This is a genomic window from Amycolatopsis sp. NPDC049688 (assembly GCF_040674975.1).
Classification (GTDB): Bacteria; Actinomycetota; Actinomycetes; order Mycobacteriales; family Pseudonocardiaceae; genus Amycolatopsis.
Window position 1 is genome coordinate 202,810 of record NZ_JBFANY010000002.1, and the last position, 23,401, is coordinate 226,210.

Annotated in this window: 25 protein-coding genes; 14 read left to right on the forward strand and 11 right to left on the reverse strand. The window is 70.0% G+C overall.

Annotation, left to right across the window (positions count from 1 at the left end):
- Positions 1-3 precede the first annotated feature (3 nt).
- Positions 4-654 carry a hypothetical protein gene (locus tag AB0J55_RS06875; protein ID WP_364243916.1) on the reverse strand — a complete coding sequence of 217 codons (651 nt, stop codon included), beginning with the start codon at positions 652-654 and terminating at the stop codon, positions 4-6.
- 221 nt (positions 655-875) lie between these two features.
- Between AB0J55_RS06875 and AB0J55_RS06880 the strand changes: the two genes are divergently transcribed.
- Entirely contained in the window at positions 876-1,976 is a 1,101-nt protein-coding gene (locus tag AB0J55_RS06880; RefSeq protein WP_364243918.1) for a glycosyltransferase, read from the forward strand.
- On the opposite strand, the gene AB0J55_RS06885 is transcribed toward AB0J55_RS06880, so the two are convergent.
- A complete protein-coding gene (locus AB0J55_RS06885) occupies positions 1,960-3,840 on the reverse strand; it encodes an FAD/NAD(P)-binding protein (RefSeq protein ID WP_364243920.1) in 1,881 nt (626 codons plus the stop codon). The two genes, AB0J55_RS06880 and AB0J55_RS06885, sit on opposite strands and share 17 nt — an antisense overlap.
- A 156-nt stretch (positions 3,841-3,996) precedes the next feature.
- On the opposite strand from AB0J55_RS06885, the gene AB0J55_RS06890 reads away from it, so the two are divergent.
- From AB0J55_RS06890 to AB0J55_RS06900, 3 genes are all read left to right on the forward strand, one after another.
- Positions 3,997-4,308, forward strand: coding sequence for a hypothetical protein (locus AB0J55_RS06890; protein WP_364243922.1), 312 nt, complete (start codon positions 3,997-3,999; stop codon positions 4,306-4,308).
- Between the two features lie 315 nt (positions 4,309-4,623).
- A complete protein-coding gene (locus AB0J55_RS06895) occupies positions 4,624-5,886 on the forward strand; it encodes an MFS transporter (RefSeq protein ID WP_364243925.1) in 1,263 nt (420 codons plus the stop codon).
- 322 nt (positions 5,887-6,208) lie between these two features.
- Complete coding sequence (locus AB0J55_RS06900; protein ID WP_364245925.1) at positions 6,209-7,372, forward strand: GGDEF domain-containing protein; 1,164 nt, start codon at positions 6,209-6,211, stop codon at positions 7,370-7,372.
- A gap of 4 nt (positions 7,373-7,376) precedes the next feature.
- Here the strand turns inward: AB0J55_RS06900 and AB0J55_RS06905 are convergent, their stop codons facing one another.
- Positions 7,377-8,021 (reverse strand): TetR/AcrR family transcriptional regulator, encoded by a 645-nt coding sequence (locus tag AB0J55_RS06905; protein WP_364243928.1) that lies wholly within the window; start codon positions 8,019-8,021, stop codon positions 7,377-7,379.
- 89 nt (positions 8,022-8,110) lie between these two features.
- Here AB0J55_RS06905 and AB0J55_RS06910 point away from each other — a divergent pair, with 89 nt between their 5' ends.
- Positions 8,111-9,334 carry a lipase family protein gene (locus AB0J55_RS06910; protein ID WP_364243931.1) on the forward strand — a complete coding sequence of 408 codons (1,224 nt, stop codon included), beginning with the start codon at positions 8,111-8,113 and terminating at the stop codon, positions 9,332-9,334.
- A gap of 68 nt (positions 9,335-9,402) precedes the next feature.
- On the opposite strand, the gene AB0J55_RS06915 is transcribed toward AB0J55_RS06910, so the two are convergent.
- Entirely contained in the window at positions 9,403-9,813 is a 411-nt protein-coding gene (locus tag AB0J55_RS06915) for a DUF3151 domain-containing protein (protein WP_364243934.1), read from the reverse strand.
- A 231-nt stretch (positions 9,814-10,044) separates the two neighbouring features.
- Between AB0J55_RS06915 and AB0J55_RS06920 the strand changes: the two genes are divergently transcribed.
- Entirely contained in the window at positions 10,045-11,226 is a 1,182-nt protein-coding gene (locus AB0J55_RS06920) for a hypothetical protein (RefSeq protein ID WP_364243937.1), read from the forward strand.
- Between the two features lie 54 nt (positions 11,227-11,280).
- On the opposite strand, the gene fbaA is transcribed toward AB0J55_RS06920, so the two are convergent.
- Both fbaA and AB0J55_RS06930 read right to left on the reverse strand, forming a co-directional pair.
- Positions 11,281-12,312, reverse strand: coding sequence for a class II fructose-bisphosphate aldolase (fbaA, locus tag AB0J55_RS06925; RefSeq protein ID WP_364243939.1), 1,032 nt, complete (start codon positions 12,310-12,312; stop codon positions 11,281-11,283).
- A 153-nt stretch (positions 12,313-12,465) separates the two neighbouring features.
- Positions 12,466-13,290: an LLM class F420-dependent oxidoreductase gene (locus tag AB0J55_RS06930; protein ID WP_364243942.1), complete on the reverse strand. Its 825-nt coding sequence runs from the start codon at positions 13,288-13,290 to the stop codon at positions 12,466-12,468.
- Positions 13,291-13,362: 72 nt separating this feature from the next.
- Here AB0J55_RS06930 and AB0J55_RS06935 point away from each other — a divergent pair, with 72 nt between their 5' ends.
- The 4 genes from AB0J55_RS06935 (at position 13,363) to AB0J55_RS06950 (ending at position 17,287) form a co-directional block, all read left to right on the forward strand.
- The gene (locus tag AB0J55_RS06935; RefSeq protein ID WP_364243945.1) at positions 13,363-14,277 is read left to right on the forward strand and encodes an aldo/keto reductase; all 915 of its coding nucleotides are present in this window, start codon (positions 13,363-13,365) and stop codon (positions 14,275-14,277) included.
- Between the two features lie 71 nt (positions 14,278-14,348).
- Positions 14,349-15,260: an SDR family oxidoreductase gene (locus AB0J55_RS06940; protein ID WP_364243948.1), complete on the forward strand. Its 912-nt coding sequence runs from the start codon at positions 14,349-14,351 to the stop codon at positions 15,258-15,260.
- Positions 15,261-15,262: 2 nt separating this feature from the next.
- Positions 15,263-15,736: a pyridoxamine 5'-phosphate oxidase family protein gene (locus AB0J55_RS06945; protein WP_364243951.1), complete on the forward strand. Its 474-nt coding sequence runs from the start codon at positions 15,263-15,265 to the stop codon at positions 15,734-15,736.
- Positions 15,737-15,817: 81 nt separating this feature from the next.
- Positions 15,818-17,287, forward strand: coding sequence for an NAD(P)/FAD-dependent oxidoreductase (locus AB0J55_RS06950; protein ID WP_364243954.1), 1,470 nt, complete (start codon positions 15,818-15,820; stop codon positions 17,285-17,287).
- A gap of 49 nt (positions 17,288-17,336) precedes the next feature.
- Here AB0J55_RS06950 and AB0J55_RS06955 read toward each other — a convergent pair whose 3' ends face one another.
- Positions 17,337-17,615, reverse strand: coding sequence for a YciI family protein (locus tag AB0J55_RS06955; RefSeq protein ID WP_364243957.1), 279 nt, complete (start codon positions 17,613-17,615; stop codon positions 17,337-17,339).
- 200 nt (positions 17,616-17,815) lie between these two features.
- Between AB0J55_RS06955 and AB0J55_RS06960 the strand changes: the two genes are divergently transcribed.
- The 4 genes from AB0J55_RS06960 (at position 17,816) to AB0J55_RS06975 (ending at position 20,752) form a co-directional block, all read left to right on the forward strand.
- Positions 17,816-18,388, forward strand: coding sequence for a SigE family RNA polymerase sigma factor (locus tag AB0J55_RS06960; RefSeq protein WP_033262965.1), 573 nt, complete (start codon positions 17,816-17,818; stop codon positions 18,386-18,388).
- Positions 18,389-18,479: 91 nt separating this feature from the next.
- The gene (gene nagA / locus AB0J55_RS06965; protein WP_364245928.1) at positions 18,480-19,631 is read left to right on the forward strand and encodes an N-acetylglucosamine-6-phosphate deacetylase; all 1,152 of its coding nucleotides are present in this window, start codon (positions 18,480-18,482) and stop codon (positions 19,629-19,631) included.
- A gap of 25 nt (positions 19,632-19,656) precedes the next feature.
- The gene (locus AB0J55_RS06970; protein WP_364243960.1) at positions 19,657-20,004 is read left to right on the forward strand and encodes a hypothetical protein; all 348 of its coding nucleotides are present in this window, start codon (positions 19,657-19,659) and stop codon (positions 20,002-20,004) included.
- Between the two features lie 46 nt (positions 20,005-20,050).
- Entirely contained in the window at positions 20,051-20,752 is a 702-nt protein-coding gene (locus tag AB0J55_RS06975; protein WP_364243962.1) for a VTT domain-containing protein, read from the forward strand.
- On the opposite strand, the gene AB0J55_RS06980 is transcribed toward AB0J55_RS06975, so the two are convergent.
- The 4 genes from AB0J55_RS06980 to AB0J55_RS06995 form a co-directional block, all read right to left on the reverse strand.
- Positions 20,749-21,153: a type II toxin-antitoxin system VapC family toxin gene (locus AB0J55_RS06980; RefSeq protein WP_364243964.1), complete on the reverse strand. Its 405-nt coding sequence runs from the start codon at positions 21,151-21,153 to the stop codon at positions 20,749-20,751. The two genes, AB0J55_RS06975 and AB0J55_RS06980, sit on opposite strands and share 4 nt — an antisense overlap.
- A complete protein-coding gene (locus tag AB0J55_RS06985; RefSeq protein WP_364243967.1) occupies positions 21,153-21,425 on the reverse strand; it encodes a type II toxin-antitoxin system prevent-host-death family antitoxin in 273 nt (90 codons plus the stop codon). Before AB0J55_RS06985 ends, AB0J55_RS06980 begins: the two co-directional genes overlap by 1 nt.
- 32 nt (positions 21,426-21,457) lie before the next feature.
- Positions 21,458-22,849, reverse strand: coding sequence for an FAD-linked oxidase C-terminal domain-containing protein (locus AB0J55_RS06990; RefSeq protein ID WP_364243969.1), 1,392 nt, complete (start codon positions 22,847-22,849; stop codon positions 21,458-21,460).
- A gap of 73 nt (positions 22,850-22,922) precedes the next feature.
- On the reverse strand, positions 22,923-23,348 hold the full coding sequence (locus AB0J55_RS06995; protein ID WP_364243971.1) for a PPOX class F420-dependent oxidoreductase: 426 nt from the start codon (positions 23,346-23,348) through the stop codon (positions 22,923-22,925).
- Between the last annotated feature and the right edge of the window lie 53 nt (positions 23,349-23,401).

The following is a 23,401-nucleotide window of genomic DNA, read 5'->3' on the forward strand; positions in this document are numbered from 1 at the left end:
GGTCTACCGGAACCTCGGTGTGTGCCGGGGCTCCGGTTTCCGCAGCCATTCCTGTCCGATGGTGATTTTCCGGACCGGTTCGGGGTAGTCGCAGATCACCGGCCAAACCTCGAAAGGACGGTAGCTCTTGGTCGACCAGCCGTTGTCCCGCCGGAATCCCTCAAGGTAGCTGACCGTCACCCAGGATGGCTTGGCTTCCATGACTTCAGCCTTGCGCCATCCGTCTTCCCAGGCCCACACCGGATCGCCCGGGTCATATGAAGTCGCCGACTGGTACGCCCCGACTTGCGCGGCCCCCGGTATCGATGTCATCGGACATCGGGCGACCCCGCCCATCACCCGGAATTCGGCCGGCGTCATGAACGGCTTCACGCCGAACGGATCCCATCGCGAGTCACCTCTGACAAGACTGAGCCCATCAGCCGCGGCTTGGTGATAGATGGGTGTTCCCGCGGGAATCAGGCGGAGGCCTTCGATAAAACCGATGCGCGCTCGCAAGCTGGTCGCGACCTTGACTTCTGCGTAACGGTACGCCGGACGTGAATCGAGTTGCTCAACCCTTACGACGCGCCCCGGACTCCAGATATCGTGGCCTGACATCCGCACCCACACTTTGTCGCCGAAGCGGAAGCTTCTGGCACGCGAACCGGGCAATTTTGCTCCCATCTGAGATGAACGAGGGAGCGATAGTAACCCGATTACAACACTAGCACAGACTGCGTACAGAACCCCTGTTTTCCCGTTAGGCCTGGTCAGGAGCGCGGAACAGTTGTTGGAACGTGCCCCACGGCGCTAGTTTCGGCTCCAAGTCGACAAACGCTCCGTCGTGCAGCAAATCGCTCCGCTCGGCCGGGCTGACCAGTACGCTCGGGTGAGTGCGGATCCTCTTCACGTGCCGCCCGGCGTACGGCCACCTCTTCCCGCTGCTGCCGCTGGCCGACGCCGCGAAAGCCGCCGGGCACGAAGTCGTCTTCGGTACCGGCGACGCCTTTGTCCCCAAGGTTCGGGACCTCGGGTTCGAAGCCCACCGCGCCGGGATCGGGATCGGTGAGGCCGAAACCGAGGCCAAGCGGCGGCACGGCGAGGACGCCGGCTTCCTCGACGTCGGCATCACGATGTTCGGCGAGCTCCTGCCGCAGTCCCTGCTCGACGACCTGACGCCGCTGCTCCCGGAGCTTCGGCCCGACCTCGTCATCTACGAGATGAGCGACGTCGGCGCCGGGATCGCGGCGCGGCGGGCGGGGCTCCCCGCCGTCTCGGTCGTGATCGGGCGGTCGATGCCGCCGGACGTGCTGGCCGTGGCCGCCGACCGGCTGCGGCCGCTGTGGGGCGAGCTGCCTGCCGATGCGCTGCTGGGCGATGCCTGCGTCGACGTCTGGCCCGACAGCGTCCGCGATCCCGGTACCGCCGGCGTCCCCGAGATCTTCCGGATGCGCCCGACGCCGCACGACCCCGACGTCCCGCTGCCGCCCCTTCCGGACGACGGCTTCGTCTACCTGACGCTCGGCACCGTCGTCTACGGCGCCACGCAGGTGCTGCGCGGCGCGATCCGCGCCCTGGCGGAGTTCGACGTGCTGGTGGCGCTCGGTCCGGGTGATCCCGCGGCGTTGGACCCCGTCCCGGACCGCGTCCGGGTCGCGGGGTTCGTGCCGCAGGCCGAGGTACTGAAGCACGCCGGTCTGGTGGTGCACCACGGTGGCACGGGCACGACCCTCGCCGCCCTCGCGGCCGGGTTGCCGCAGCTGATCCTGCCGCAGGGCGCCGACCAGTTCGCCAACGCCGAGACCCTCAGCGCGCTCGGCGCCGCGAAGGCGCTGGCCGGCGACGCGGTCCGGATCGACGCGATCAAGACCGCAGCCCACACCCTCCTGACCGACCCGAAGCCGCGGGAAATCGCTCAGGGTGTCGCACGGGAAATCGCCGGAATGCCCTCGCCCGAACAGGTCCTGGCCGACGTCGTCAGCTGGGCGGGTTGACCAGCGTCAGGATTTCCCGCGCCACGGCGTCGTTCTGGCGGAAGGACAGGGCGTTCGTCCGCGGCCGGGTGAACGCCGCCGCCGAGCGGGCGCTCGTGTGCGGGCCCACCGCGAACCGGTGCGGGTGGGCGCGGCCCGTCGCGTCGAGCAGGCGGGAGTCCGACACGCGCGTGTGGATCCGTCCCGACGGCAGCAACGCGCCCGTCACCGGGTCTCCCACGGTCTCCTCGGCCAGTTCGCCCGTGTCGCGCAGCTGCCGGAGGAGGCTGTCGGCCGCGCGGGTCACGCTCGGGCCCGGCAGCCGCGCTTCGACGAGCGTGCGGGCCCGCACCGTCTCCGGGTGGCTCGCCGAAGCAGCCACGAACACGCCGTTCTCCGCCGTGACCCGCATTTCCGCGCCCACGAAGGAAACCAGCCCCGCCTCGTGCAGCGCCAGGAGTTCCTCCAAGCGGCGCGGGGGCGGTCCGCTGGCGTAGTACGAGAAGAACCCGTGGAACCAACCGTCCATATCGGACACCTGGGAGGCGGCGTCCAACCGTCCTTTCCGGACCAGCGTCGGCAACTGCGCGTACACCGACAGCAGGGCCATGAACGCACCCAGGTCGGCGCTGAACTCCTGGTCCGCCCGGCGCGCCAGGTCGGCTTCGACGTACTCCCGCAGTTCCTTGCCGAACTCCTCCGCCGTACCGAACTCGCGGCCGTGCAGCGGCCGGTCCAGCCGGTCGAGGTCGAGCCGGTCGGCCTCGGCGGGCACCGCGCGCTCGACGAGCTCGCGCATGGCCGGCGAATCCCAGGCCAGGTCGGCGAAGGCGTCGGCGAACACCGCGAAGTCCAGCCGCACCCGCTCGGGGTGCCCGGTGAACAGCTCGCTGTAGTAGCCCCAGGCCAGTTCCTTCGCCATCAGCGGCCAGACGTCCCGGCGGAAGTCGAGGGCGGCGCCGGCCAGCTCGTCGATCGCGTAGGCGTCGAAGAACCTGAGCAGCCGCAACGGTTTCCCGCGCAGCCGGTAGCCGATCTTCGCGTGGTAGGGCACCCCACGCCGGGAGCCGACGTGCAGCACCGGCTCGGCGCCGCTCGGGTGGTAGCGGAGGCCGCCGCAGGGCCGCTCCTCGAACCGGCCGCCGCGGCCCTCGGTCAGCAGCAGCATCAGGTCGACGAACGCGAGCCCGAAGCCCCGCACGAGCACGGTCTCGCCCGGGGCGATGGCGGAGTAGTCGACGTCGGCGGTGTAGCCGGCCGGGTAGTAGGCGAGCCCGTGCCGCGCGGCGAACGAGACCAGCTCGCGCTCCCGCTCGTCGGGTTCGGCGTCGAGGTGCCCGACGGTGAACACGACGGCGTCCGCGGCGATCGCCGAGCCGTCGGACAGGCTGACGGTGTTCCCGGCCACCCCGGTCGCCCGGGCCGCGTGCTCGACGACGTCGACGCCGCCGGGCAGGTCCGCCACGACGTGCCGGTACACCCAGGTCAGGTAGGCGCTCTGCAGGCGCCGGGTGGGGAAGTCGAAGGGGTCGAGCGCGGTCAGCTCGGCGACGACGTCGGCGGGCACTTCGGCCTCGAGCCCGCCGTCACGCACCTTCCGCGCCCACTCCAGCAGCGACGGTCCCGGCCGCACCGGGCCCGCCATCGTCACCGAGTCGTCGGTGAACATCGTGACGTCCTCGGGCATCGAGTTCATCCGCAGCAGCGGTGACTGGTCGTAGCGCCACACCCGGCCGGGGCCGGGCGGGAACGGGTCGATCAGGTGCACCTCGAGCCGGCGGCCGCCGAGCAGTTCCCCGGCGTTCGCGCCGAGCCGTTCGAGGACGCCGACCCCGCGGGGTCCGGCGCCCACGACAGCCAGGGTGAACGGCGGGAGATCGGCCACGAACCCGAAGCTACGCCGGGCTTCCGGCGCCGGAAGCCCTTCCCACAGGACGGAACCCATCCGCCCCGCCCGCGGCTCCGAAGTCCTGGGGTACACCGGCGAAAGGAGCGAACTTGACCTTCGTCCACCGAGGCGCCCGGGCCTCAGCTACCTGCCGTGACCTGCGAATACTTGGCCGATGAGATCGGTTCGCCGCACCGCGTCCACACCGCGCAGGACGTGGTCGGCACCCTCCTGGAGGGGAACTGGGCGATCTTCGCCCACGAATGGGCCGACCCGGACGGGATCGACCCCGAGCACTGGCGGGACGTCGTCGAGGCCGCCGCGGAGGCGGCCGGGGTCGACGTCGAGTTCGTGGTCATCCCGCGGCGGTCCCTGACCGTCGTCTTCAACCGGGCCGTGCCGCCGAGCTTCGAGCAGGTCCGCGCGTCGATCGAGGTCATCGAACGCGCGCGCCGGGCGGGCTGAGCGTGTCCGTTTCTCCCCGGTGGCCACCTCGCGAACGCGAGGTGGCTACTTTTGCCTCTGGCGACCGACCAACTGGTACGGAATGATCCACCGGTGACTCCTGGGCGACCGGTCAGACACTGCGGGCTATCGTCTGACCCGTTCGGGAAAGCTCCGTGACACCTTGGATACCAGCGAAAGAACCTAGAGATTTACCAACTGTCACGGGACACTGGCTGGGGGAACTCACGTACCGTGACGGCCTGGTGACCAGCCGGTCAAATCGACGACTGGTCCGAGGCGGGGCACGGTCTGCACACGGAGTCGGAGAAACGCATGGCAGCACCGCCGGACCGGGTCACGTTCCGCGAGGTGTTCGGGATCGCCGAGTTCCGGGCGCTCTGGTTCGCGGAACTGTTGTCGATCGCCGGTGACCAGCTGGCGAGAGTCGCGTTGTCGATCCTGGTGTTCACCACCACCGGTTCCGCCACGCTGACGGGTCTCACCTACGCGCTGACCTTCGCCCCGTCGCTGATCGGCGGCATCTTCCTGACCGGTCTCGCCGACCGGTTCTCGCGGCGGACCGTGATGGTCGCCGTCGACCTGGTGCGCGCCGGGCTGATCCTGCTGGTCGCCGTGCCCGAGCTGCCGTTCTGGGTGGTCTGCGTGCTCGTCGGCGGCGTCTCCCTGCTGAACCCGCCGTTCAAGGCCGCCCAGCTCGCGCTGCTGCCGCAGGTCCTGGAGGGCGACCGGTTCGTCGTCGGGATGGGCGTGCGGACCATGACGGTCCAGACGGCGCAGCTGCTCGGGTTCGCCGGCGGCGGCGCGCTGCTGCTGGCCCTCGACCCGCACGTGGCACTGGTGCTCGACGCCGTCACGTTCCTGCTGTCCGCGGCCTTCGTCCGGTTCGGCGTGCGCCCCCGCCCGGCCGCCGCGAACGCGGAGACCCGGAAGTCGTTCTTCGCCACGATCGGGGCCGGTGGCCGGGTGGCGTTCGCCAGCCCCGCGCTGCGGACGCTGGTGCTGTTCACCTGGCTGATGGGCCTGCTGCCGGTCTACGAGGGGATCGCCGCGCCGTACGTGGCCTCGGCCGGCGGCGGCCCCGAGCTCGTCGGGCTGCTGCTCGCGGCCGACCCGGTGGGCAGCGTGATCGGCACGTTCATCTTCACGCGGTGGGTGCCGGCCGACGCCCGGCCGAAGCTGATCGCCCCGCTGTCGGCGGCGTGCGGGGTGCCCATGCTGGTCGGCTTCGCCCAGCCCGGCCCGTGGGTCTCGATCGTCCTGTTCGTCCTGTCCGGGGCGTTCGGCGCGGTCGCGCTGCTGCAGGCGACGGCGTCGCTGACGCTGGCGGTTCCGGACGAGAACCGCGCGCAGACGATGGGACTGTCCAACACCGGGCTGACGACGATGCTCGGCCTGAGCCCGCTCATCGGCGGGGTGCTGACGGACTACTTCGGGGCGCAAACGACTGTCGGCATCTTCGGCGTTGCCGGATTGATACTTACGGCGCCGCTCGCTCTGGCGTGGCGGCGAGCGCGGGTTTCAAGGGCAGGCGGAAGCGGGCACGACTATGAGACCCAGCGCGCCGAACACGCCTGAACACGCTCGACACGCTGGCTTCGTCATCGCGACCTTGCGGCGCGGCTCCGGCTCACTGATCTCTGGAACGCATCGCTGGCCACCCTTCGATCCGGCGTCCCGGAAAATGTACACACCTAAGGCCCTTGTGGACAGACGGCAAACGGGCTGAAACTGTGCGTGAGTGGTTCATCACCACCACCGAGCGCAAGGGTTTGGGGGAAAAATGGTCACATTGGGGGAACGGTCTGGACAAGGCGTGATTTCTGGTGTTGCGGGCTGGGCGCTGTGGCGGCGGCCGCCCCGCTGGATCGCCGTCACGCTCGCGGCGATCGCAGTACTGGTGGGCTGGACGGCCGTCGCCACGGTCACCACCCCGGTCACGTTGAAGCACCTGGGCATCCTGGGCCTGCTGGGGGCCCTCGCACTGGCCCAAACCGAGGTCAGCCGCCGGATCGAGCGCCAGCGCCGGATCCTGAGCGACGGCCCGCACATGAACATGACGTCGGTGTGGCTGCTGCCCGCCGCGCTGCTCCTGCCGACGCAGCTGGTCACCTTGCTCGGGGTGACGCTGTACGTCGGCCTGGCGCTGCGCAGCTGGTCGGGCACCCGCCCGGGCCAGCCGCACCGGGTCGCCGCGAACGCCACCAGCGCGACGCTGTCGGCGTGCTCGGCCGGCCTGGTCACGCTGTACTCGCCCGAGCTCAGCGTCGTCACCGTCTCGATCGCGGTGCTGGTGTACTTCGTGGTCAACGCGGCCCTCACCGGACTCGGCCTCTACCTCGCCAACCCGGACGAGGCGACGGTCGAAAGCTGCCTGGGCGGCATGGACGACAACCTCCTCGAGCTGTCCACGCTGTGCGTCGGCGGCCTGCTGGTGATGGTGCTCGGCCACGAGCCGCTGCTGTCGGTGCTGGTCATCCTGCCGCTGTACGTGCTGCAGCGGTCCGTGCTGATCAAGCGGCTGGAGGAGCTGGCCACCACCGACCAGAAGACGCAGCTGCTCAACGCCACCACCTGGCAGGACGGCGCCCAGCGCGAGATCTCGCGCGCCGCGCGCGAGAACGGCAGCTTCGGCGCCATGATGATCGACCTCGACCACTTCAAGCGGATCAACGACACCTACGGGCACCTCGCGGGGGACGACGTGCTCAAGGCGGTCGCCGCCGTGGTCAAACAGGAGACCAGGGCGCACGACCTGGTCGGCCGGTTCGGCGGCGAGGAGTTCGTCGCGCTGCTGCCGTCGACGTCCAAAGAGGACGCCATCGTGACGGCGGAGCGGATCCGGCAACGGGTCAGCGAGCTGATCATCAGCACCACGACCAACGAGGGCGCCGCCGTCGACATCGAACGGCAGACGGCGTCCATCGGCGTCGCCGCCTACCCGCTGGACGGGTCGTCGATCGAGGAAGTGATGGCGTCCGCCGACGCGGCCGTGTATGCGGCCAAACACGGCGGGCGGAACAGGGTGGTGGGGTCCGCCGCGGCGGCCTTGGCCGCGGCTTAGCGCGCTACCGCAACCGCTCGATGACGTCGCTCGCCTTGGTCTGGAGGCGGGCGACGCCGCCGACGGTGAATTCGGTGAGCAGGTCGATCAGGGCGTCCTGGTCCGGCGGCTCGCCGTCCCAGGTGGCCTGGACCAGTGATTCGGTCATCGCGAAGAAGAGGGTGACGAGCGCGCGGTCGGCGCGGCCGGAGTCGATGCCGTGCGCCGCCCATCGCTTGCGGCTCGCCTCGGCGTAGACGACGGCGAGCCTCTCCCTCAACCGGGTGAGAGCGGGGTCGCCGGCGCGCTCGGCCGCCCGGAGTACCCCGTAGCCCTCGGGGTGGTCGGCGACGAAGGTGACCATGTTGGCGTAGTTGGCCCGCGCCCAGGCCCGCAGACCGGGCTGGGTGTCGGCCACCGAAGGCCCCGCGATGGCGGTGAACGCGCTTTCCTCGGTGACCGCCACGACCTCGGCGAACAGCGTCGCGCGGTCGCCGAACTGCTCGTAGACGGCCTGGCGCGAGACGCCGGCTTCGCGGGCGATCTGCTCGATCGTCGCGCCCTGCATCCCGTGCTGCGCGACGACCCTCGCCGTCGCCCGCAGCACGCGGGCGCGCTGCTCGGAAGCCGGGAGCTTGCGCGGCCGCCCGCGCGGAGCCGGGCTTGACATGGTGGTCCACCTCACGTGATTCTTTTTCCGACACCTCTGTCTAAAAAGGTGTTCCCCCGCGCACTCGACCTGCTCAACGAGGAGCAAGCATGCGTATCTTCCCCCGCCGCGCCCTGTCCGCGGCCGTCGCCACGGTTTCCGTTCTGGCCCTGGCGACGCTCGGCCCGCCCGGCGCCTCGGCCGCGTCCTTCTACGATCCCCCGTCCCCCCTCCCCGCCGGCCGCAACGGCGACGTCATCCGGCACGAGGCGTCGACGTTCTACATCGACCCGATCCAGCTGATCAAGGCCGACGCGGACGTGCAGCGGATCATGTACCTCAGCCGCGACACCCACGACACGCCGATCGCCGTCACCGGCACGGTGCTGACCCCGCACGCGGCCTGGCACGGCTCCGGCCCGCGTCCGATCGTCTCGTACGCGGTCGGCACGCAGGGCGAGGGCGACGACTGCGCACCGTCGAAAGCGCTTGCTGCCGGCTTCGAGTACGAAGGCCCGTTCATCGCCGGGTTGCTGACGCGCGGCTACGGCGTCGTCGTCACCGACTACGAAGGGCTCGGCACGCCCGGGGACCACACCTACGTCAACCGCGCTTCGCAGGGACACGCGGTGCTCGACGCGATCCGCGCGGCGCAGCGGCTGCCGGAAGCGGGCTTGCCGGACGACGGCCCGGTCGCGATCGCGGGCTACTCGCAGGGCGGCGGCGCGTCGGCCGCGGCGGCGGAACTGCAACCGGGCTACGCGCCCGAGCTGAAGCTGAAGGGCGCGTACGCCGGCGCGGTGCCGGCGGACCTCGCCGAGGTCGCCAAGAACCTCGACGGGCACTACGCGGTCGGCTTCCTCGGGTTCGCGCTGGTGAGCTTGAACTACGCGTACCCGGAGCTGAACATCCCGGCGCTGCTCAACGCGCGCGGCAAGCAGCTGTTCGAGCAGGTCCGGACCGAGTGCACGGTGGAGGCGATCGCCGCGCACGCGTTCACGCAGTCGGCGTCGCTGACCAACGACGGCCGCTCGCTGACCGCGTACCTCGGCGAAGAGCCGTACAAGTCGCGGGTGGGCGAGCAGAAGATCGGCTCCCTGAAGCCGTCGGCGCCGGTGCTGATCGTCCACAGCGCACTCGACGACATCGTGCCCTACGCGCAGGACCGCGACCTGGGCCGGACGTGGTGCGGCAAGGGCGTGAAGGTGCAGTTCAGCACGTCGCTGGTGCCGACGCACGTGCTCGGCGCGGTCCGGGCGTACCCGGAGGCGTTCGCGTGGCTGGAGGGCCGTTTCGCCGGCCTCCCCGCGCCGGTCAACTGCGGCTGGTTCTGACCCCTCCCGCAGCCGGTCGTGAGTGGGAAACAGGGTTCTAACCCTGTTTCCCACTCACGACCGGTGGGTCACTTCAGGCCGGTGGCTTCCGCGGCGGCGGGGTCGGAGTCGGCGAGGAAGGTCCGGCAGCGGTCGTACTCCTCGGTCTCGCCGATCTTGCCGGCGGCCTTGCCCAGGACGGCGAGGGCGCGGAGGAAGCCCTGGTTGGGGCGGTGCGACCAGGGCACCGGGCCGAAGCCCTTCCAGCCGGCGCGGCGCAGCTGGTCGAGGCCCCGGTGGTAGCCGGTCCGGGCGTAGGCGTACGCGGCGACGGTCTCGCCCGCGTCCAGGGCCTTCTCGGCCAGCGCGGCCCACGCCTCGCTGTAGTCCGGGTGTTCGGCGGCGACGGTGGCCGGGTCGGTCCCGGCGTCGAGCGCGGCCTGGGCGGCGGTGTGCTCGGGCAGCAGCGTCGGCTCGGGGCCGAGCAGGTTGTGCGTCATGCCGCCCATTCTGCCTCTAGAGGAGAAGGGTCCCCAGCACCCCGGCCCCGGCCAGCAGCAGGGCGGCGACCAGCACGCCCGCGACAACTCGTTTCGGCATCATGGCGCGACACCATGCCAACCCGGGCGCGCCGGATGCAAGTCGCCCACCCGTAGGGGTGAACCCGGATTTTCGCGTCCTTTGCCACGGTCTTGGCCCACTCGTGACCATGACCGGCCATGATGTCCGGCATGGCCAAGGCAGTCGACGTCCCGGTGGACGTGATCCCGCGCAGCCCCGTCGGCAAGACGCGGCTGTTCTTCACGCGGCACTGGCACCGCGGCGCCCCCGGGCAGCCGACCCCGGACTGGGTGCTCCGCTTCTGCTACGGGATGTGGCTGGTCGCGTTCGCGTTCAAGCTGCTGGGCTCGTCGTGGGACATGTCGTGGCACTTCCGCTGGCTGCGCGACGACCTGGCGCCCCCGCACCTGATCAACACCGTCGGCACGGTGATCATCGTGGTGCTGGTGGCGATCCACAGCTACACGGGCCTGGGCTGCGACAAGCGCTCGCTCCGGCTGATGCAGATCGGGCTCCTGACGTTCCTGGTGGCCGCGCCGCTGGACGTGATCAACCACCGCGTCAACGGCCTCGACCTGACCGCGTGGAGCCCGTCCCACATGATGCTGTACCTGGGCACGGGCATCATGCAGGCGGGCGTGCTGCTGGGCTGGCTGCGGCTGTCCCCGCCGGGCCGCTTCCGAACCGGCGTGCTGCTGGGGCTGTGGGCGTTCTTCCTGGAGAACACGTTCTTCCCGAACGGCCAGCAGGAGTACGGCATCCTGGGCCTGCGCGCGTGGGAGCGCGGCGAGCCGGAGGCGGAGAAGTCCCTGCTGGACTTCGCGGCCAACCAGATCGGCCACCCGGTCGACCGGACGGCGGTGCTGCACTTCACGATGCCGATCCCGGAGTGGGTGTACCCGCTGTGGGGCATCGGGGTGATGGCCCTGATCCTGGCCCTGGCCCGCCGCACGCTGGGCTTCCGCTGGGCGGCTTCTTCGGTGGCGCTGGCGTACGTGGCCTACCGGTCGGTGATGTGGCCGCTGCTGCTCGGACTGGGGTTCCCGGTGTCGACGGTGCCGTTCTACCTGCTGTTCGTGGGCCTGGCGGTGGACCTGGCGTTCGCGATGAGCGCCGGTGTGCTCCAGGCCGGCGCGGGGGCGTTGCTGGTGACGGCGTTCGGGTACGGCGCGTTCTGGCTGCAGTCGCAGTTCCGCCCGTGGGTACTCGGCGACGCCCACACGGAGTCGGCCCCACCGGCGGCGTACTGGACGGCGGCCGTGGTGCTGGCCGGGGTGTTCGCCCTGTGGGCGGCAGCGGGCCCGGCTTCACGACGCTGGTCCGAGCGACGAGCGGTGCCCGAAACGGTCTGAACACGACGCAGGGGCGGCACTTCCGCGCTGGAAGTGCCGCCCCTTCGTTCGTGACTACTTGAGCTTCGTGCCCGCCGAGCCCAGCGCCTGGCAGGCCTCGACCACGCGAGCCGCCATGCCGGCCTCGGCCGCCTTCAGGTACGAGCGCGGGTCGTAGACCTTCTTGTTGCCGACCTCGCCGTCGATCTTCAGGACGCCGTCGTAGTTCTTGAAGAAGTGGTCCACGATCGGCCGCGTGAACGCGTACTGCGTGTCCGTGTCGACGTTCATCTTCACCACGCCGTACGACACCGCCTCGCGGATCTCCTCCGGCAGCGAACCCGAGCCGCCGTGGAAGACCAGCTCGAACGGCTTCGAACCCGCCTCCAGGCCGAGCTTCTTCGCCGCCGCCTCCTGGCCGCCCTTGAGGACGTCCGGGCGGAGCTTCACGTTGCCCGGCTTGTACACGCCGTGGACGTTCCCGAACGTCGCCGCCAGCAGGTAACGGCCGCGTTCGCCCGCGCCCAGCGCGTCGATCGTCTTCAGGAAGTCACCTTCGGCCGTGTACAGCTTCTCGTTGATCTCCGCCTCGACGCCGTCTTCCTCGCCGCCGACGACGCCGATCTCGACCTCGAGGATGATCTTCGCCGCCGCCGTCTTGGCCAGCAGCTCCTGGGCGATCTCCAGGTTCTCGTCGAGGTCGATCGCCGAGCCGTCCCACATGTGGGACTGGAACAGCGGGTTCTGGCCGTTCTTCACGCGCTCGGCCGAGATCTCGATCAGCGGGCGGACGAAGCCGTCCAGCTTGTCCTTCGGGCAGTGGTCGGTGTGCAGCGCGACGTTCACGCCGTACTTGGCCGCCACGACCTGGGCGAACTCCGCCAGCGCGGTCGCGCCGGTCACCATGTCCTTGACCTTCTGGCCGGAGGCGAACTCCGCGCCGCCGGTGGAGAACTGGATGATGCCGTCGCTCTCCGCCTCGGCGAAGCCGCGGATGGCGGCGTTCACGGTCTCGGACGAGGTCACGTTGATGGCCGGGTAGGCGAACTCGTTCGCCTTGGCCCGGTCGAGCATCTCCGCGTAGACCTCGGGGGTGGCGATGGGCATCGTTACTCCTCCTTGGCACAGGGTGGTCCCGACCGCATCGTACGAGGTGTACCGCCGCCGCACACCGGTCCCCGGGCAGAAACTTTTCCGCACGTGGAATCGGTTCAGAAGGAGCGCGTCCGGCCGCCGGGCGCCCCGGCGGCCGGACGCGGATCACAGCAGCTCGGAGGCCAGCGCGCGGTAGGCCGGCCACGGGTCCTCGTTCAGGACCTGGACCACGACCTGGTCCGCCCCCGCGTCGAGGTGGGCCGCCAGGCCCGGGGCGATCGTCGCCGCGTCGCCGTGCAGGGCCAGCGCGTCGACCAGGCGGTCGCTGCCCTCGCCGGCGAGGTCCTCGTCCGTGAAGCCGAGTTTCCGCAGGTTGGCGACGTAGTTCGACAGCCCGAGGTAGTACTTGACGGTGTTGCGGCCGATCGCCCGGGCCTCGTCGGCGTCGGTCGACAGGACGACCTTGTGCTCCGGCGCCAGCAGCGGCCCTTCACCGAGGATTTCGCGCGTCGAGCGGGTGTGCTCCGGCGTCGTCAGGTACGGGTGCGCGCCGGCCGTCCGCTCGCCCGACAACGCCACGACCTTCGGACCCAGCGCCGCCAACGCCCGGCCGGAGACCGGGACACCCGCCGCGTCCAGGCCGTCCAGGTAGTCGACCAGCGCCGCGTACGGCTTCTTGTACTCCTTCGTCGCCTCGCGGTGCCCCGCGCCGATGCCCAGCAGGAAGCGGTCCGGGTACTTGCCCGCGATCCGCTCGTACACCTTCGCGATGGACGCCGGTTCGTCCTGCCAGATGTTCACGATGCCGGTGGCGATGACCAGCGAGTCCGTCGCCGCCAGCAGGTCGTCCACGGACGCGAGGTCGCCGACGCCGGGCGAGCCGCCCAGCCAGATCGCGCCGTAGCCGAGCTTCTCCGCCTCTGTCGCGAACTTCGCGTCGACGTTCGCGTGGTACCGCCAGATCCCGAGCTTGCCGAGTTCGATTGCCATAGAACACCCCAACGCACGAAGTACCGGTTTTCCTCCCGGTTCCCAGGACCCGGGAAGACTAACGTCGGGAGCATGACCAAGCTGGGCAACACCGACCTCGACGTCTACGGCCTCAACCTGGGCGGCAACGTCTTCGGCTGGACGGCCGACGAGCCGCAGTCCCACGCCGTGCTCGACGCCTACGCCGCGGCCGGCGGCAACTTCGTGGACACCGCCGACCTCTACGGCGGCGGCGGCCGCTCCGAGGAGATCTTCGGCCGCTGGCTGGCCGCGCGCGGACGGCGTGACGACTTCGTCGTGGCGACCAAGGTCGGCGGCTGGCCGGAGCGGCCGGGCCTGTCGGCGAAGAACATCCAGGCCGCGGCCGAAGACTCGCTGCGACGGCTGCAGATCGACCACATCGACCTCTACTACGCCCACATCGACGACCGGGAAACGCCGCTCGAAGAGACGCTGGGCGCGTTCGACGCGCTGGTCCGCGCGGGCAAGGTCCGTTACCTCGGCGCGTCCAACTACACCGCCGAGCGGCTCGCCGAAGCACTGTCCATTTCGGACCAAAACGGGTTCGCGCGGTACGCCGCGCTGCAGCCGCACTACAACCTCGTCGAGCGGGACTACGAGCGCGACCTGGCCCCGGTCGTCGAGCGGGAAGGCCTGGCCACGCTGCCGTACTTCGCCCTGGCCAAGGGATTCCTCACCGGCAAGTACCGCACGAAGGACGAAACCGGCGACAGCCCGCGGGCCGCCCGCGCAGCGTCCTATTTGGACGCCGGTGGCGAGCGCGTGCTCGCCGCACTGGACGAAGTAGCGGCCGCGCACGGCGTTTCGGTCGCCTCGGTGTCGCTCGCGTGGCTCCGGCAGCAGCCGACGGTCGCCGCGCCCATCGCCAGCGCCCGGACACCAGAGCAGCTCGCCGACCTGACCGCTTCCGTGGCGCTCGAGCTGACGGAAGCCGAAATCACCGCATTGAGCGACGCCGCCAGCTGAACATACTCATGGGTAGCTTACTGCCGGTAAGTTGAGGTACGGTGCCCTCAAGTGACGTCTAGGAGGGCACCGTGGCCAACCCGTTTTCGCTGCTGAGCGGCACCAAGAAGGTCGACGGCAAGGTCGTGCTGATCACCGGCGCGGCCCGCGGCATCGGCGCCGGGCTGGCCGAGCGGCTGGCCGCGCGCGGCGCCAAGGTCGCCCTCGTCGGCCTCGAAGCCGAGGAGCAGCAGAAGGTCGCCGACCGGATCGGCCCGAACGCCCGCGCCTGGGAAGCCGACGTCACCAGCTGGGACGCCCTCGAAACCGCGACGAGGGGCGTCGTCGAGCACTTCGGCGGGATCGACATCGTCATCGCCAACGCCGGCATCGCGACCGCGGGCTTCGTCCGCTCGGTCGACCGGGCCGCGTTCGAGAAGGTGATCGAGGTCGACCTGCTCGGCGTCTGGCGGACGTTCCGCGTCACGCTCCCGCACGTCATCGAGCGCAAGGGCTACCTGCTCGCCATCTCCAGCCTCGCCGCGATCACGCACGCGCCGGGCATGGCCAACTACGCCGCCGCGAAGGCCGGCGTCGAAGCCTTCTCCAACAGCCTCCGCGCCGAGGTCGCCCACCTGGGCGTCAAGGTCGGCGTCGCGCACCCGACGTGGATCCGCACCGACCTGGTCGAGAGTGCCGACGCGCACCCGGTGTTCGGCAAGCTCCGCGCGTCGATGCCCGGCCTGATCGGCAAGACCTACCCGCTGGACGTGGCCCTGGACGACCTCGAAGCGGGCATCCTCAAGCGCGCCCGGACCATCCACGTGCCGCGCTGGGTCGGCGCACTCAAGCTGTTCCGCGCGTTCCTGCCGCCGGTGATCGAGATCGGCTCCCGCAGCCGGGTACCGTCGGCGGACAAGGCCGCGCTGGCCGACATCGAGGCGCGCGGCGCGTTCGAGTCGGCGGTCACCGGCCACGGCGGCCGGGCCGCCACCAAGGGGTGAAGATGTCCCGTCGCGACCAGATCAGGATGACCGAGGACGAGGTCCGCGCGTACCTCGCGGAGCAGAAGGTCATCAACGTCGCCAGCATCGGCCCGAACGGCCGCCCGCACCTGGCGCCGCTCTGGTACTTCCCGCACGAAGCCGGCGTCGCGACCTGGACGTACGGCACGTCGCAGAAGGCGAAGAACTTCCGGCGTCTGCCGGAGGCGACCGTGCTGGTCGAGGACGGCGACAGCTACGAGAAGCTCCGCGGCGTCTCGTTCGAGGCCGACGTCGAGCTCGTCGAGGACGTCGACGAGGTCACTCGGATGGGCACGGCGCTCATGCAGCGCTACTCCGGCGCCAAGCCGGGCGACCCGGCACCCGCCGAACTCCATGCCTTCATCGCAGGTCAGGCCGCGAAACGCGTCGGGCTGGTGTTCCGCCCGACCAAGGTCGTCAGCTGGGACCACGGCAAGCTCGGCGGGACGTACTGATCAGTAGCCAGTACTTCCAAGTAACTGTTACCTGAGGTAACGTCATCTCGGCAGCCAACTCGACGCAGCGGAGGCCGACAGATGACCGAGCGGTTCAAGGTCGTGATCGTGGGCACCGGGTTCTCCGGGCTCGGCCAGGCGATCCAGCTCGAAAAGGCCGGCATCCGGGACTACGTGATCCTGGAGAAGGCCACCGAGGTGGGCGGCACCTGGCGCGACAACTCCTACCCCGGGTGCGCGTGCGACGTGCAGTCGCACATGTACTCGTTCTCGTACGAGCAGAACCCGGGCTGGTCGCGGTCGTTCTCGCCGCAGCCGGAGATCTTCGGCTACCTCAAAGGTGTCGCGGACAAGTACCGGCTGCGCGAGAAGATCCGCTTCGGCGTCGAGCTGACCGGCGCCCACTGGGACGAGCGCGAGCGCCGCTGGACGGCGACGACGAAGGACGGCCGCGAGTTCGTCGCGCAGTTCCTCGTCTCCGGCGTCGGCGGCCTGCACATCCCGCAGATCCCCGAGCTGCCCGGGATCGCGAACTTCCAGGGCCCGACCTGGCACTCGGCGCGCTGGAACCACGACTACGACCTGCGCGGCAAGAAGGTCGCGGTGGTCGGGACCGGCGCCAGCGCCGTCCAGTTCGTCCCGAAGATCGCCCCCGACGTCGCCGAGCTGACGCTGTTCCAGCGGACCCCGCCGTGGATCATGCCGAAGCCCGACCACGCGATGCCGTCGTGGGCGCAGACGCTGTTCAAGCGAGTCCCGGGCACCCAGCGCCTGTACCGCAACGCGCTGTATTGGCTGCTCGAAGCGCGGGCCATCGGCTTCAACGGCCATCCGGCGATCATGAAGGCCGGCGAGCTGATCGCGAAGCGGAACATCGCGAAGGGCATCCAGGACCGCGCGCTGCGCAAGAAGGTCACGCCGGACTACACGATGGGCTGCAAGCGCGTCCTGATCTCCAACGACTACTACCCGGCGCTGAACCGGCCGAACGTCGACGTCGTCACCGACGGGATCCGCGAGGTCAAGGCGAACTCGATCGTCGACGGGGCCGGGGTCGAGCACGAGGTCGACGCGATCGTCTACGGCACCGGTTTCAAGGTGACCGACGCGCTGGAGTACCTCGACATCACCGGCGTCGACGGCCGCAACCTCGCCAAGGAGTGGGCGACCGAGGGCATGCGGACGCACAAGGGCATCACCGTGTCCGGCTATCCGAACCTGTTCTTCCTGCTCGGCCCGAACACCGCCCTCGGCCACAACTCGGTGGTGTTCATGATCGAATCGCAGTCGCGGTACGTGGTGGACGCCATCAAGCTCGCCGATTCGCGCGGTGCGGCGGCGTTGGACGTCCGGCCGGGCGTGCAGGACGAGTTCCAGCGCGAGATCCAGGACAAGCTGGTCAAGGGCGTCTGGACGCAGGGCGGCTGCAAGAGCTGGTACCTCGACGCCCAGGGCGTGAACCGGACGATCTGGCCGGGCTTCACCTGGCGCTACTGGCTGGAGACCCGCAAGGTCGACCCGGCCGACTACGAACTGTCCGGCCGCTCCTGACCCGGGGAGCCCGACGTTTCGCCGCCCGGCGAAACGTCGGGCGCGAAGCCTAGGACGGCAGCCAGGCGCCGATCACCGGCTTGAACTCGCGGACGCTGCGCTGCGCGATGACCCCTTCCAGGAAGTACGGGTCCTGGTCGATCGTCTCCTTGAGGTGCGCTTCGTCGTCGGCCTGGTACAGCGTGACGCCGCCGGTACCGTCGCCGAGCGGGCCGGCGACCGCGACACGGCCCTCCCCGGCCAGTTTCGACAGGAACTCGCGGTGGCGCGGCCGGACGTCCGGCATCTTCTCCTGGACGTAGGTGATTTCGACGAGGAACCAGGCCATGTGGATCTCCGGGGTCGGCGCGGGCGGGACGGACCCGACGCTACCCGCGTCACAGTTCTGTACCAGCGGGCGATCTGTGGCACCGGCATCTGAACCCGATAGGCTGGGCACGCGTCAGTACCTGTGTGAGCGCTGTGAATACCGTGAACCTGCTGACGCGGCACACCGTGCAAGCCGGGGTCGAGAACAGGCAGGGGTTCATGCTCGAGGGCAATGCGGAACGCAGCGTCGAGGCGACCCTCGGCCACCTGCGGGTCATGGACGGTCCGGCCCCGGCGCAGACCGCCGCGCCACTGACCCTCGAAGACCTCTACCGCCAGCACCGCATGCGGCTGGTCCGGCTGGCGATTCTGCTGGTCGACGAGCCCGCGACGGCGGAAGACGTGGTCCAGGAGGCCTTCACCGGCCTGCACCGCAACTGGGGCAGGCTCCGGGACGCCGCGGCCGCGGTCGGCTACCTGCGCACCGCGGTGGTCAACGGGTCACGCAGCGTGCTGCGCCGCCGCAAGACCGCCCGGGAGTACGTGCCGCCGCACGCCGTCAACGCGCGCTCCGCGGAGAGCCTCGCGATGCTCTCCAGCGAGCACCAGGCGGTGGTCAGCGCGCTGTCCAAGCTGCCGCCCCGCCAGCGCGAAGTGCTGGTGCTGCGGTACTACGGCGGGCTGAGCGAGGCCGAAATCTCTGAGGCCGCAGGCATTTCGAAGGGTACCGTCAAATCGACCGCCAGCCGGGCGCTCGAGGCACTCCAGAAGGCCATGCAGACCCCACAGTGACCCGGGTGGACCATTCCGATCACTGAGTCGTATCACCATGCTTGGTCCAGACCAATATATGCTGGGGGGCGTGAGAGGCGCCGGAGATTTCGTGATCATGGGCGGCCGGGTCGCAACCCCGGACCGTTTACTCGACGACGGCTGGGTGGCCGTCTCCGACGGGCGGATCGCCGGCGTGGGTTCCGGGACCCCGCCGTCGGGCGAACACGTCGACGTCGGCGGGGCACTGGTGGTGCCCGGGTTCATCGACACCCACTGCCACGGCGGGGGAGGTGCTTCGTTCACCTCCCTCGATCCCGAGGAGCTCCTGACGGCGGTGCGAGCGCACCGCCGTCACGGCACCACCACCATGCTCGCCAGCCTGGTGTCCGACCCGGTGGACATCCTGCGTGAGCAGGTCGCCGCGCTGCGTGAGCTCGTCCAGGACGGCGAGGTCGCGGGCATCCACCTGGAGGGGCCGTTCATCTCGAAGGCCCGCTGCGGCGCGCACGACCCGGAAACCCTGCTCGAACCGGACACCGGCACGGTCGAGAAGCTGCTGCGCGCGGGCCAGGGCGCGATCCGGATGGTCACCATCGCGCCCGAGCTGCACGGCGGCGTGAAGGCGGTCCGCCAGCTGGCCGAGTCCGGCGTCATCGCCGCCATCGGGCACACCGACGGCGTCGAGGAGCAGCTGCTGCCGGCGATCGACGCGGGCGCGACGGTGGCCACCCACCTGTTCAACGGCATGCGGCCGCTGCACCACCGCGAGCCCGGCCCGATCGGCGCGCTCCTGGACGACGAGCGCATCACCATCGAGCTCATCTGCGACCTGGTCCACCTGCACCCGACGGTGGTGCGGCTGGCGGCGAAGCACGCGGGCCGCAACCGCACGGTCCTGATCACGGACGCGATGTCGGCCACCGACGCGGCGGACGGCCGCTACACGCTGGGCCGTCTCGAGGTCGACGTCCACGACGGCGTCGCCACCCTCGCCGACAACGGCTCCCTGGCCGGCAGCACCCTGACGATGGACACCGCCTTCCGCAATCTGGTCGGGGGTGCGAAACTCGGCATCCTCGACGCGGTGCACGCGACGTCCCAGCGGCCCGCGGAGCTGCTCGGCATCGCCGACCGCACCGGGATGCTGTGCTCCGGCTACCAGGCCGACGTCGTGGTCCTCGACCAGGACCTGCGGCCGGCGAAGGTGCTGCGCCGGGGAGAATGGGTCGCCGAGGTGGGAACGGCTACCTTGAGCACATAGGTTTCCTGCGAGCGGACGGGCGGAGATGAGCGAGCCGAAGGACCCCGAGCAGCTGCTGGCGGACGCCCTTCGCGCGCAAGCCGTCTTCGCCCCGCAGGCATCACCACCGCCCACGGCGGAGCCGGCCACCGACGCGGTCCCGACCAGCGCGATCAACGAGCTCCCGTCGGCGTACGGGCTGCTCTCGGGCGCGAGCGCGGACTCACTGGAGCGCGAGCGAGCGGCCCTGGACGCGGCTTCGGAGGCGCCCACGGCGTACTCGCCGCCGCCTCCGCGCCAGTCCGCACAGCTGCCCGCGTACTGGATCCTGATGCTGGCGGTCCTGCTGGGCCTGGCGGCGGGGTCCGTGGTGGGCCTGCTGACGCTGGTCTGAGGCGGGTCTCAGTCACGACTCAGGGTGACCCTGTACCGTTTTCGAGGTGATTCTCGCCCAGAGCACGGTCAACACGATGTCGCTGCTGCCGTCATGGCTGGACCCGCAGCACCTGCTGAGCGGCCTGACGACGCCGGTCATCGCGGTGCTGTGCCTGATCATCTTCATCGAGAGCAGCATCTTCCCGGTGCTCCCCGGCGACTCCCTGCTGTTCACAGCGGGCCTGTTCATCGCGAACGGCACCCTCAAGGCGCCGTTGTGGCTGGTCTGCGTGCTGGTGACGATCGCGGCCCTGCTCGGCAACGTGGTCGGCTACTACATCGGGTACTTCGCGGGGCCGAAGCTGTTCAACCGCCCGGACTCGAAGTTCTTCAAGCGCGAGTACGTCGACAAGACCCACGAGTTCCTGGAGAAGCACGGCCCGAAGGCGGTGGTGCTGGCCCGGTTCGTCCCGTTCGTCCGGACGTTCATCACGTGGATCGCGGGCATCGGCCGCATGGACCCGAAGCGCTACTTCACGTACACGGTGATCGGCGGCATCCTGTGGGCCGCGGGCATCACGATCCTCGGCTCGCTGCTGGGCAACATCTCGTTCATCAAGGACAACGTCGACGCGATCTTCGTGCTGATCGTGCTGGTGTCGGTGGTGCCGATCGGGCTGGAGTACCTGAAGTCGCGGCGGGAGAAGAAGGCGCTCGCCGAGGCCGATCCCGAGGTCACGCAGCGGATTCCGCGCATCAAGGACTAAGCGTTCACACCCGGGCTGTCGGTCGGCAGCCCGATCGCCTCGGCCGCGGCCAGCAGACGTTTGTCGTAGGTGACGAACGATGTGAGCTGCCTGCCGAACACAGCGTGCGCGGTGGCGAGGTGGATGGCGTCGAGCGAGCGGAGATCCGGCGACGGGTACGCAGCGGCGGTCCGGCGGACCACGTCGTCGATCTCGTACTTGGCCACCCGTGCCAGCACCGCCGGGACGTCGGTCACCAAGACGGGGTCGCTACGCAGGAGAGCCCGCGGCACCTCGACTTCGGCCAGCGTCGAGGTGACGAGCATGGTGCCCTGCCGTTCGTCCAGCCAGTCGACCAGCGCCGTGCTCTCGGCCTCGTGCCGGATCAGCTTCACCAGGGCGGCCGTGTCCAGGTAGATCATCAGTACCGTTCGTCGTCCCGAAGCTCGCGAACCAGTTCCCCGGCTTCGAGGTCGCTCCGGACGGGTCCGTGCGGGCGCGGCATCGGCCCGTTCACCGAGGCCGGGTGCAGCTTTCCCGAAGCGATCAAAGCCGAGACCGGGCTCGGCTGCGCGGGGACGATCCGGGCGATCACCGTGCCGCGTTCGGTGATTTCGACGTCTTCGCCGGCCTTCACCCTGGCCAGCACGCCGGCGGTGTCCTGGTTCAGCTCGCGCACAGCCACTTGGTTCACGCACCCAGTGTAGTACAAGAGCGTAGTACCAACTAGGTCATCGAGAACATCGAACCAGGGTTGAACAGGTTCTCCGGGTCCAGCGCCCGCTTGATCTCCCGGTGCACCCGCAGCCCCACCGGCCCGATCTCCCGCGCCAGCCACTCGCGCTTGATCTTCCCGACCCCGTGCTCCCCGGTCACCGTCCCGCCCAGCGACAGGCCCACCTCGAGGATCTCGTCGAACGCCCGCTGGGCCCGGGCGAACTCGTCCGGGTCGTCCGGCTGGTAGACGATCGTCGGGTGCATGTTGCCGTCGCCGGCGTGGCCCACCACCGCGATTCGCAGGCCCACCTCGGCGCTGATCTTCTCGCACCCCCGGATCAGCTCCGCGATGCGCGTCCGCGGCACGCACACGTCGTCGGTGAGCCACAGCCCGTACGTCTCCAGCGCCGTCAGGACCACCCGGCGGGCCTGCAGGAGCATCCGCCCCTCCTCCAGGTCCTCCGTCGTGTACGCCAGGTCCGCGCCGCAGTCCACGCAGATCTGCTCCAGGGCCGCCAGCTCGCGCCGGGCCACCTCGCCGCCCGCGTCCGACTGGCCCAGCAGCAGGGCCTGGCAGTCCGACCCCGCGCCGAGGTCCGTCTTCAGGTACGCCTCGGCCGCCTTGATCGAGGACGCGTCCATGATCTCCAGCAGGGACGGCACCAGGCCTTCCCGGACCACCCGCGCGACCGCCTCGCCCGCGGCTTCGGTCGTCGAGAAGCCCGCCACCAGCGTCGCCGGGGCCTGCGGCAGCGGCTTGAGCTGGACCGTGGCCTGCGTGATCACCCCGAGCGTGCCCTCGCTGCCCACGAACAACCGCGCCAGGTCGTAGCCCGCGACACCCTTGACCGTGCGGCGGCCCGTCTTCAGCAACGATCCGTCGGCCAGGACGACCTCGAGGCCGAGCACCGAATCCGTCGTCACGCCGTACTTCACGCAGCAGAGGCCGCCGGCGTTGGTCGACAGGTTGCCGCCGATCGTGCACCAGTCGTAGCTCGACGGGTCCGGTGGGTAGAACAGCCCGTGCTTCTCCACCGCGGTGCGGAAGTCCAGGTTGACCACGCCCGGCTGGACGACCGCCAGCCGGTTGCCCGGGTCGATCTCGACGATCTCGTTCAGCTTGGTCAGCGACAGCGTGACGCAGCCGTCGATCGCGTTGGCCGCGCCGGACAGGCCGCTGCCCGCCCCGCGCGGCACGATCGGCACCTTCGCCTCGGCGCACGCCTTCACCACCGCCTGCACCTGCTCGGTGTTCGCGGGCAGGACCACGGCGAGCGGCGTGCCCGACGGCGCCAGCGGCATCATGTCGCGGGCGTAGGAAGCGGTGACGTCGGTGTCGGTGAGCACGGCGCTCTTGCCGAGCAGGTCGCGGAGCCGGGTGACCAAAGCTTCGTCGCTCATGGCCTCATCGTAAGCCCGGACAGTCCGCAGTGCGGAAATTTTGTTTCGAATCCGGCCGGAACGGAGCAGCGCGTCAGCGGACCAGACCCAGCAGCTTCTCGATGTGGATGGTCAGCACCACCCGCTGGTCGGCGACCATCGCCGAGCGGTACTCAGCCCAGTCCGGGTGCTCGCCAGCTGCCCGCCGGTAGTAGTCGACGAGGGCTTCGACCGTCTCGTCGTCGGTCGCGGCCGCCGGCGCGGTGAGTGAAGCCCGCCCTTCGGCGACGACGTAGCTCCAGCCGTCCTCGCTGCCCACGTGGTAGGTCACCCGCGGGTCGCGGCGCATGTTCTTCGCCTTCGCCCGGGTCTCGGTGATCGACGCGGTGATCGTGTTCGCCTCCGGGTCGTACAGGTGGGTGATGGTGGACAGCTGCGGCCGGCCGTCGCGGCGGATCGTGGCCAGGACGCCGTGCCGGCGGGCCGCGAGGAAATCCTTGAATGCTGTGTCGTCGGTCATACCCCTTCCAACCGGCACCCGCCGGCTTTGTTCCGGGGAGGAGGCCGGCGAAA

What these genes read in the sequence shown, in the direction of transcription:
- AB0J55_RS06895 (WP_364243925.1), top strand. Translation starts at nt 4,624, where the DNA reads ATGGCAGCACCGCCGGACCGGGTCACGTTCCGCGAGGTGTTCGGGATC.
- AB0J55_RS06905 (WP_364243928.1), bottom strand. Translation starts at nt 8,021, where the DNA reads ATGTCAAGCCCGGCTCCGCGCGGGCGGCCGCGCAAGCTCCCGGCTTCC.
- AB0J55_RS06910 (WP_364243931.1), top strand. Translation starts at nt 8,111, where the DNA reads ATGCGTATCTTCCCCCGCCGCGCCCTGTCCGCGGCCGTCGCCACGGTT.
- AB0J55_RS06915 (WP_364243934.1), bottom strand. Translation starts at nt 9,813, where the DNA reads ATGACGCACAACCTGCTCGGCCCCGAGCCGACGCTGCTGCCCGAGCAC.
- AB0J55_RS06920 (WP_364243937.1), top strand. Translation starts at nt 10,045, where the DNA reads ATGGCCAAGGCAGTCGACGTCCCGGTGGACGTGATCCCGCGCAGCCCC.
- fbaA (WP_364243939.1), bottom strand. Translation starts at nt 12,312, where the DNA reads ATGCCCATCGCCACCCCCGAGGTCTACGCGGAGATGCTCGACCGGGCC.
- AB0J55_RS06930 (WP_364243942.1), bottom strand. Translation starts at nt 13,290, where the DNA reads ATGGCAATCGAACTCGGCAAGCTCGGGATCTGGCGGTACCACGCGAAC.
- AB0J55_RS06935 (WP_364243945.1), top strand. Translation starts at nt 13,363, where the DNA reads ATGACCAAGCTGGGCAACACCGACCTCGACGTCTACGGCCTCAACCTG.
- AB0J55_RS06945 (WP_364243951.1), top strand. Translation starts at nt 15,263, where the DNA reads ATGTCCCGTCGCGACCAGATCAGGATGACCGAGGACGAGGTCCGCGCG.
- AB0J55_RS06950 (WP_364243954.1), top strand. Translation starts at nt 15,818, where the DNA reads ATGACCGAGCGGTTCAAGGTCGTGATCGTGGGCACCGGGTTCTCCGGG.
- AB0J55_RS06955 (WP_364243957.1), bottom strand. Translation starts at nt 17,615, where the DNA reads ATGGCCTGGTTCCTCGTCGAAATCACCTACGTCCAGGAGAAGATGCCG.
- AB0J55_RS06960 (WP_033262965.1), top strand. Translation starts at nt 17,816, where the DNA reads ATGCTCGAGGGCAATGCGGAACGCAGCGTCGAGGCGACCCTCGGCCAC.
- AB0J55_RS06970 (WP_364243960.1), top strand. Translation starts at nt 19,657, where the DNA reads ATGAGCGAGCCGAAGGACCCCGAGCAGCTGCTGGCGGACGCCCTTCGC.
- AB0J55_RS06980 (WP_364243964.1), bottom strand. Translation starts at nt 21,153, where the DNA reads ATGATCTACCTGGACACGGCCGCCCTGGTGAAGCTGATCCGGCACGAG.
- AB0J55_RS06990 (WP_364243969.1), bottom strand. Translation starts at nt 22,849, where the DNA reads ATGAGCGACGAAGCTTTGGTCACCCGGCTCCGCGACCTGCTCGGCAAG.
- AB0J55_RS06995 (WP_364243971.1), bottom strand. Translation starts at nt 23,348, where the DNA reads ATGACCGACGACACAGCATTCAAGGATTTCCTCGCGGCCCGCCGGCAC.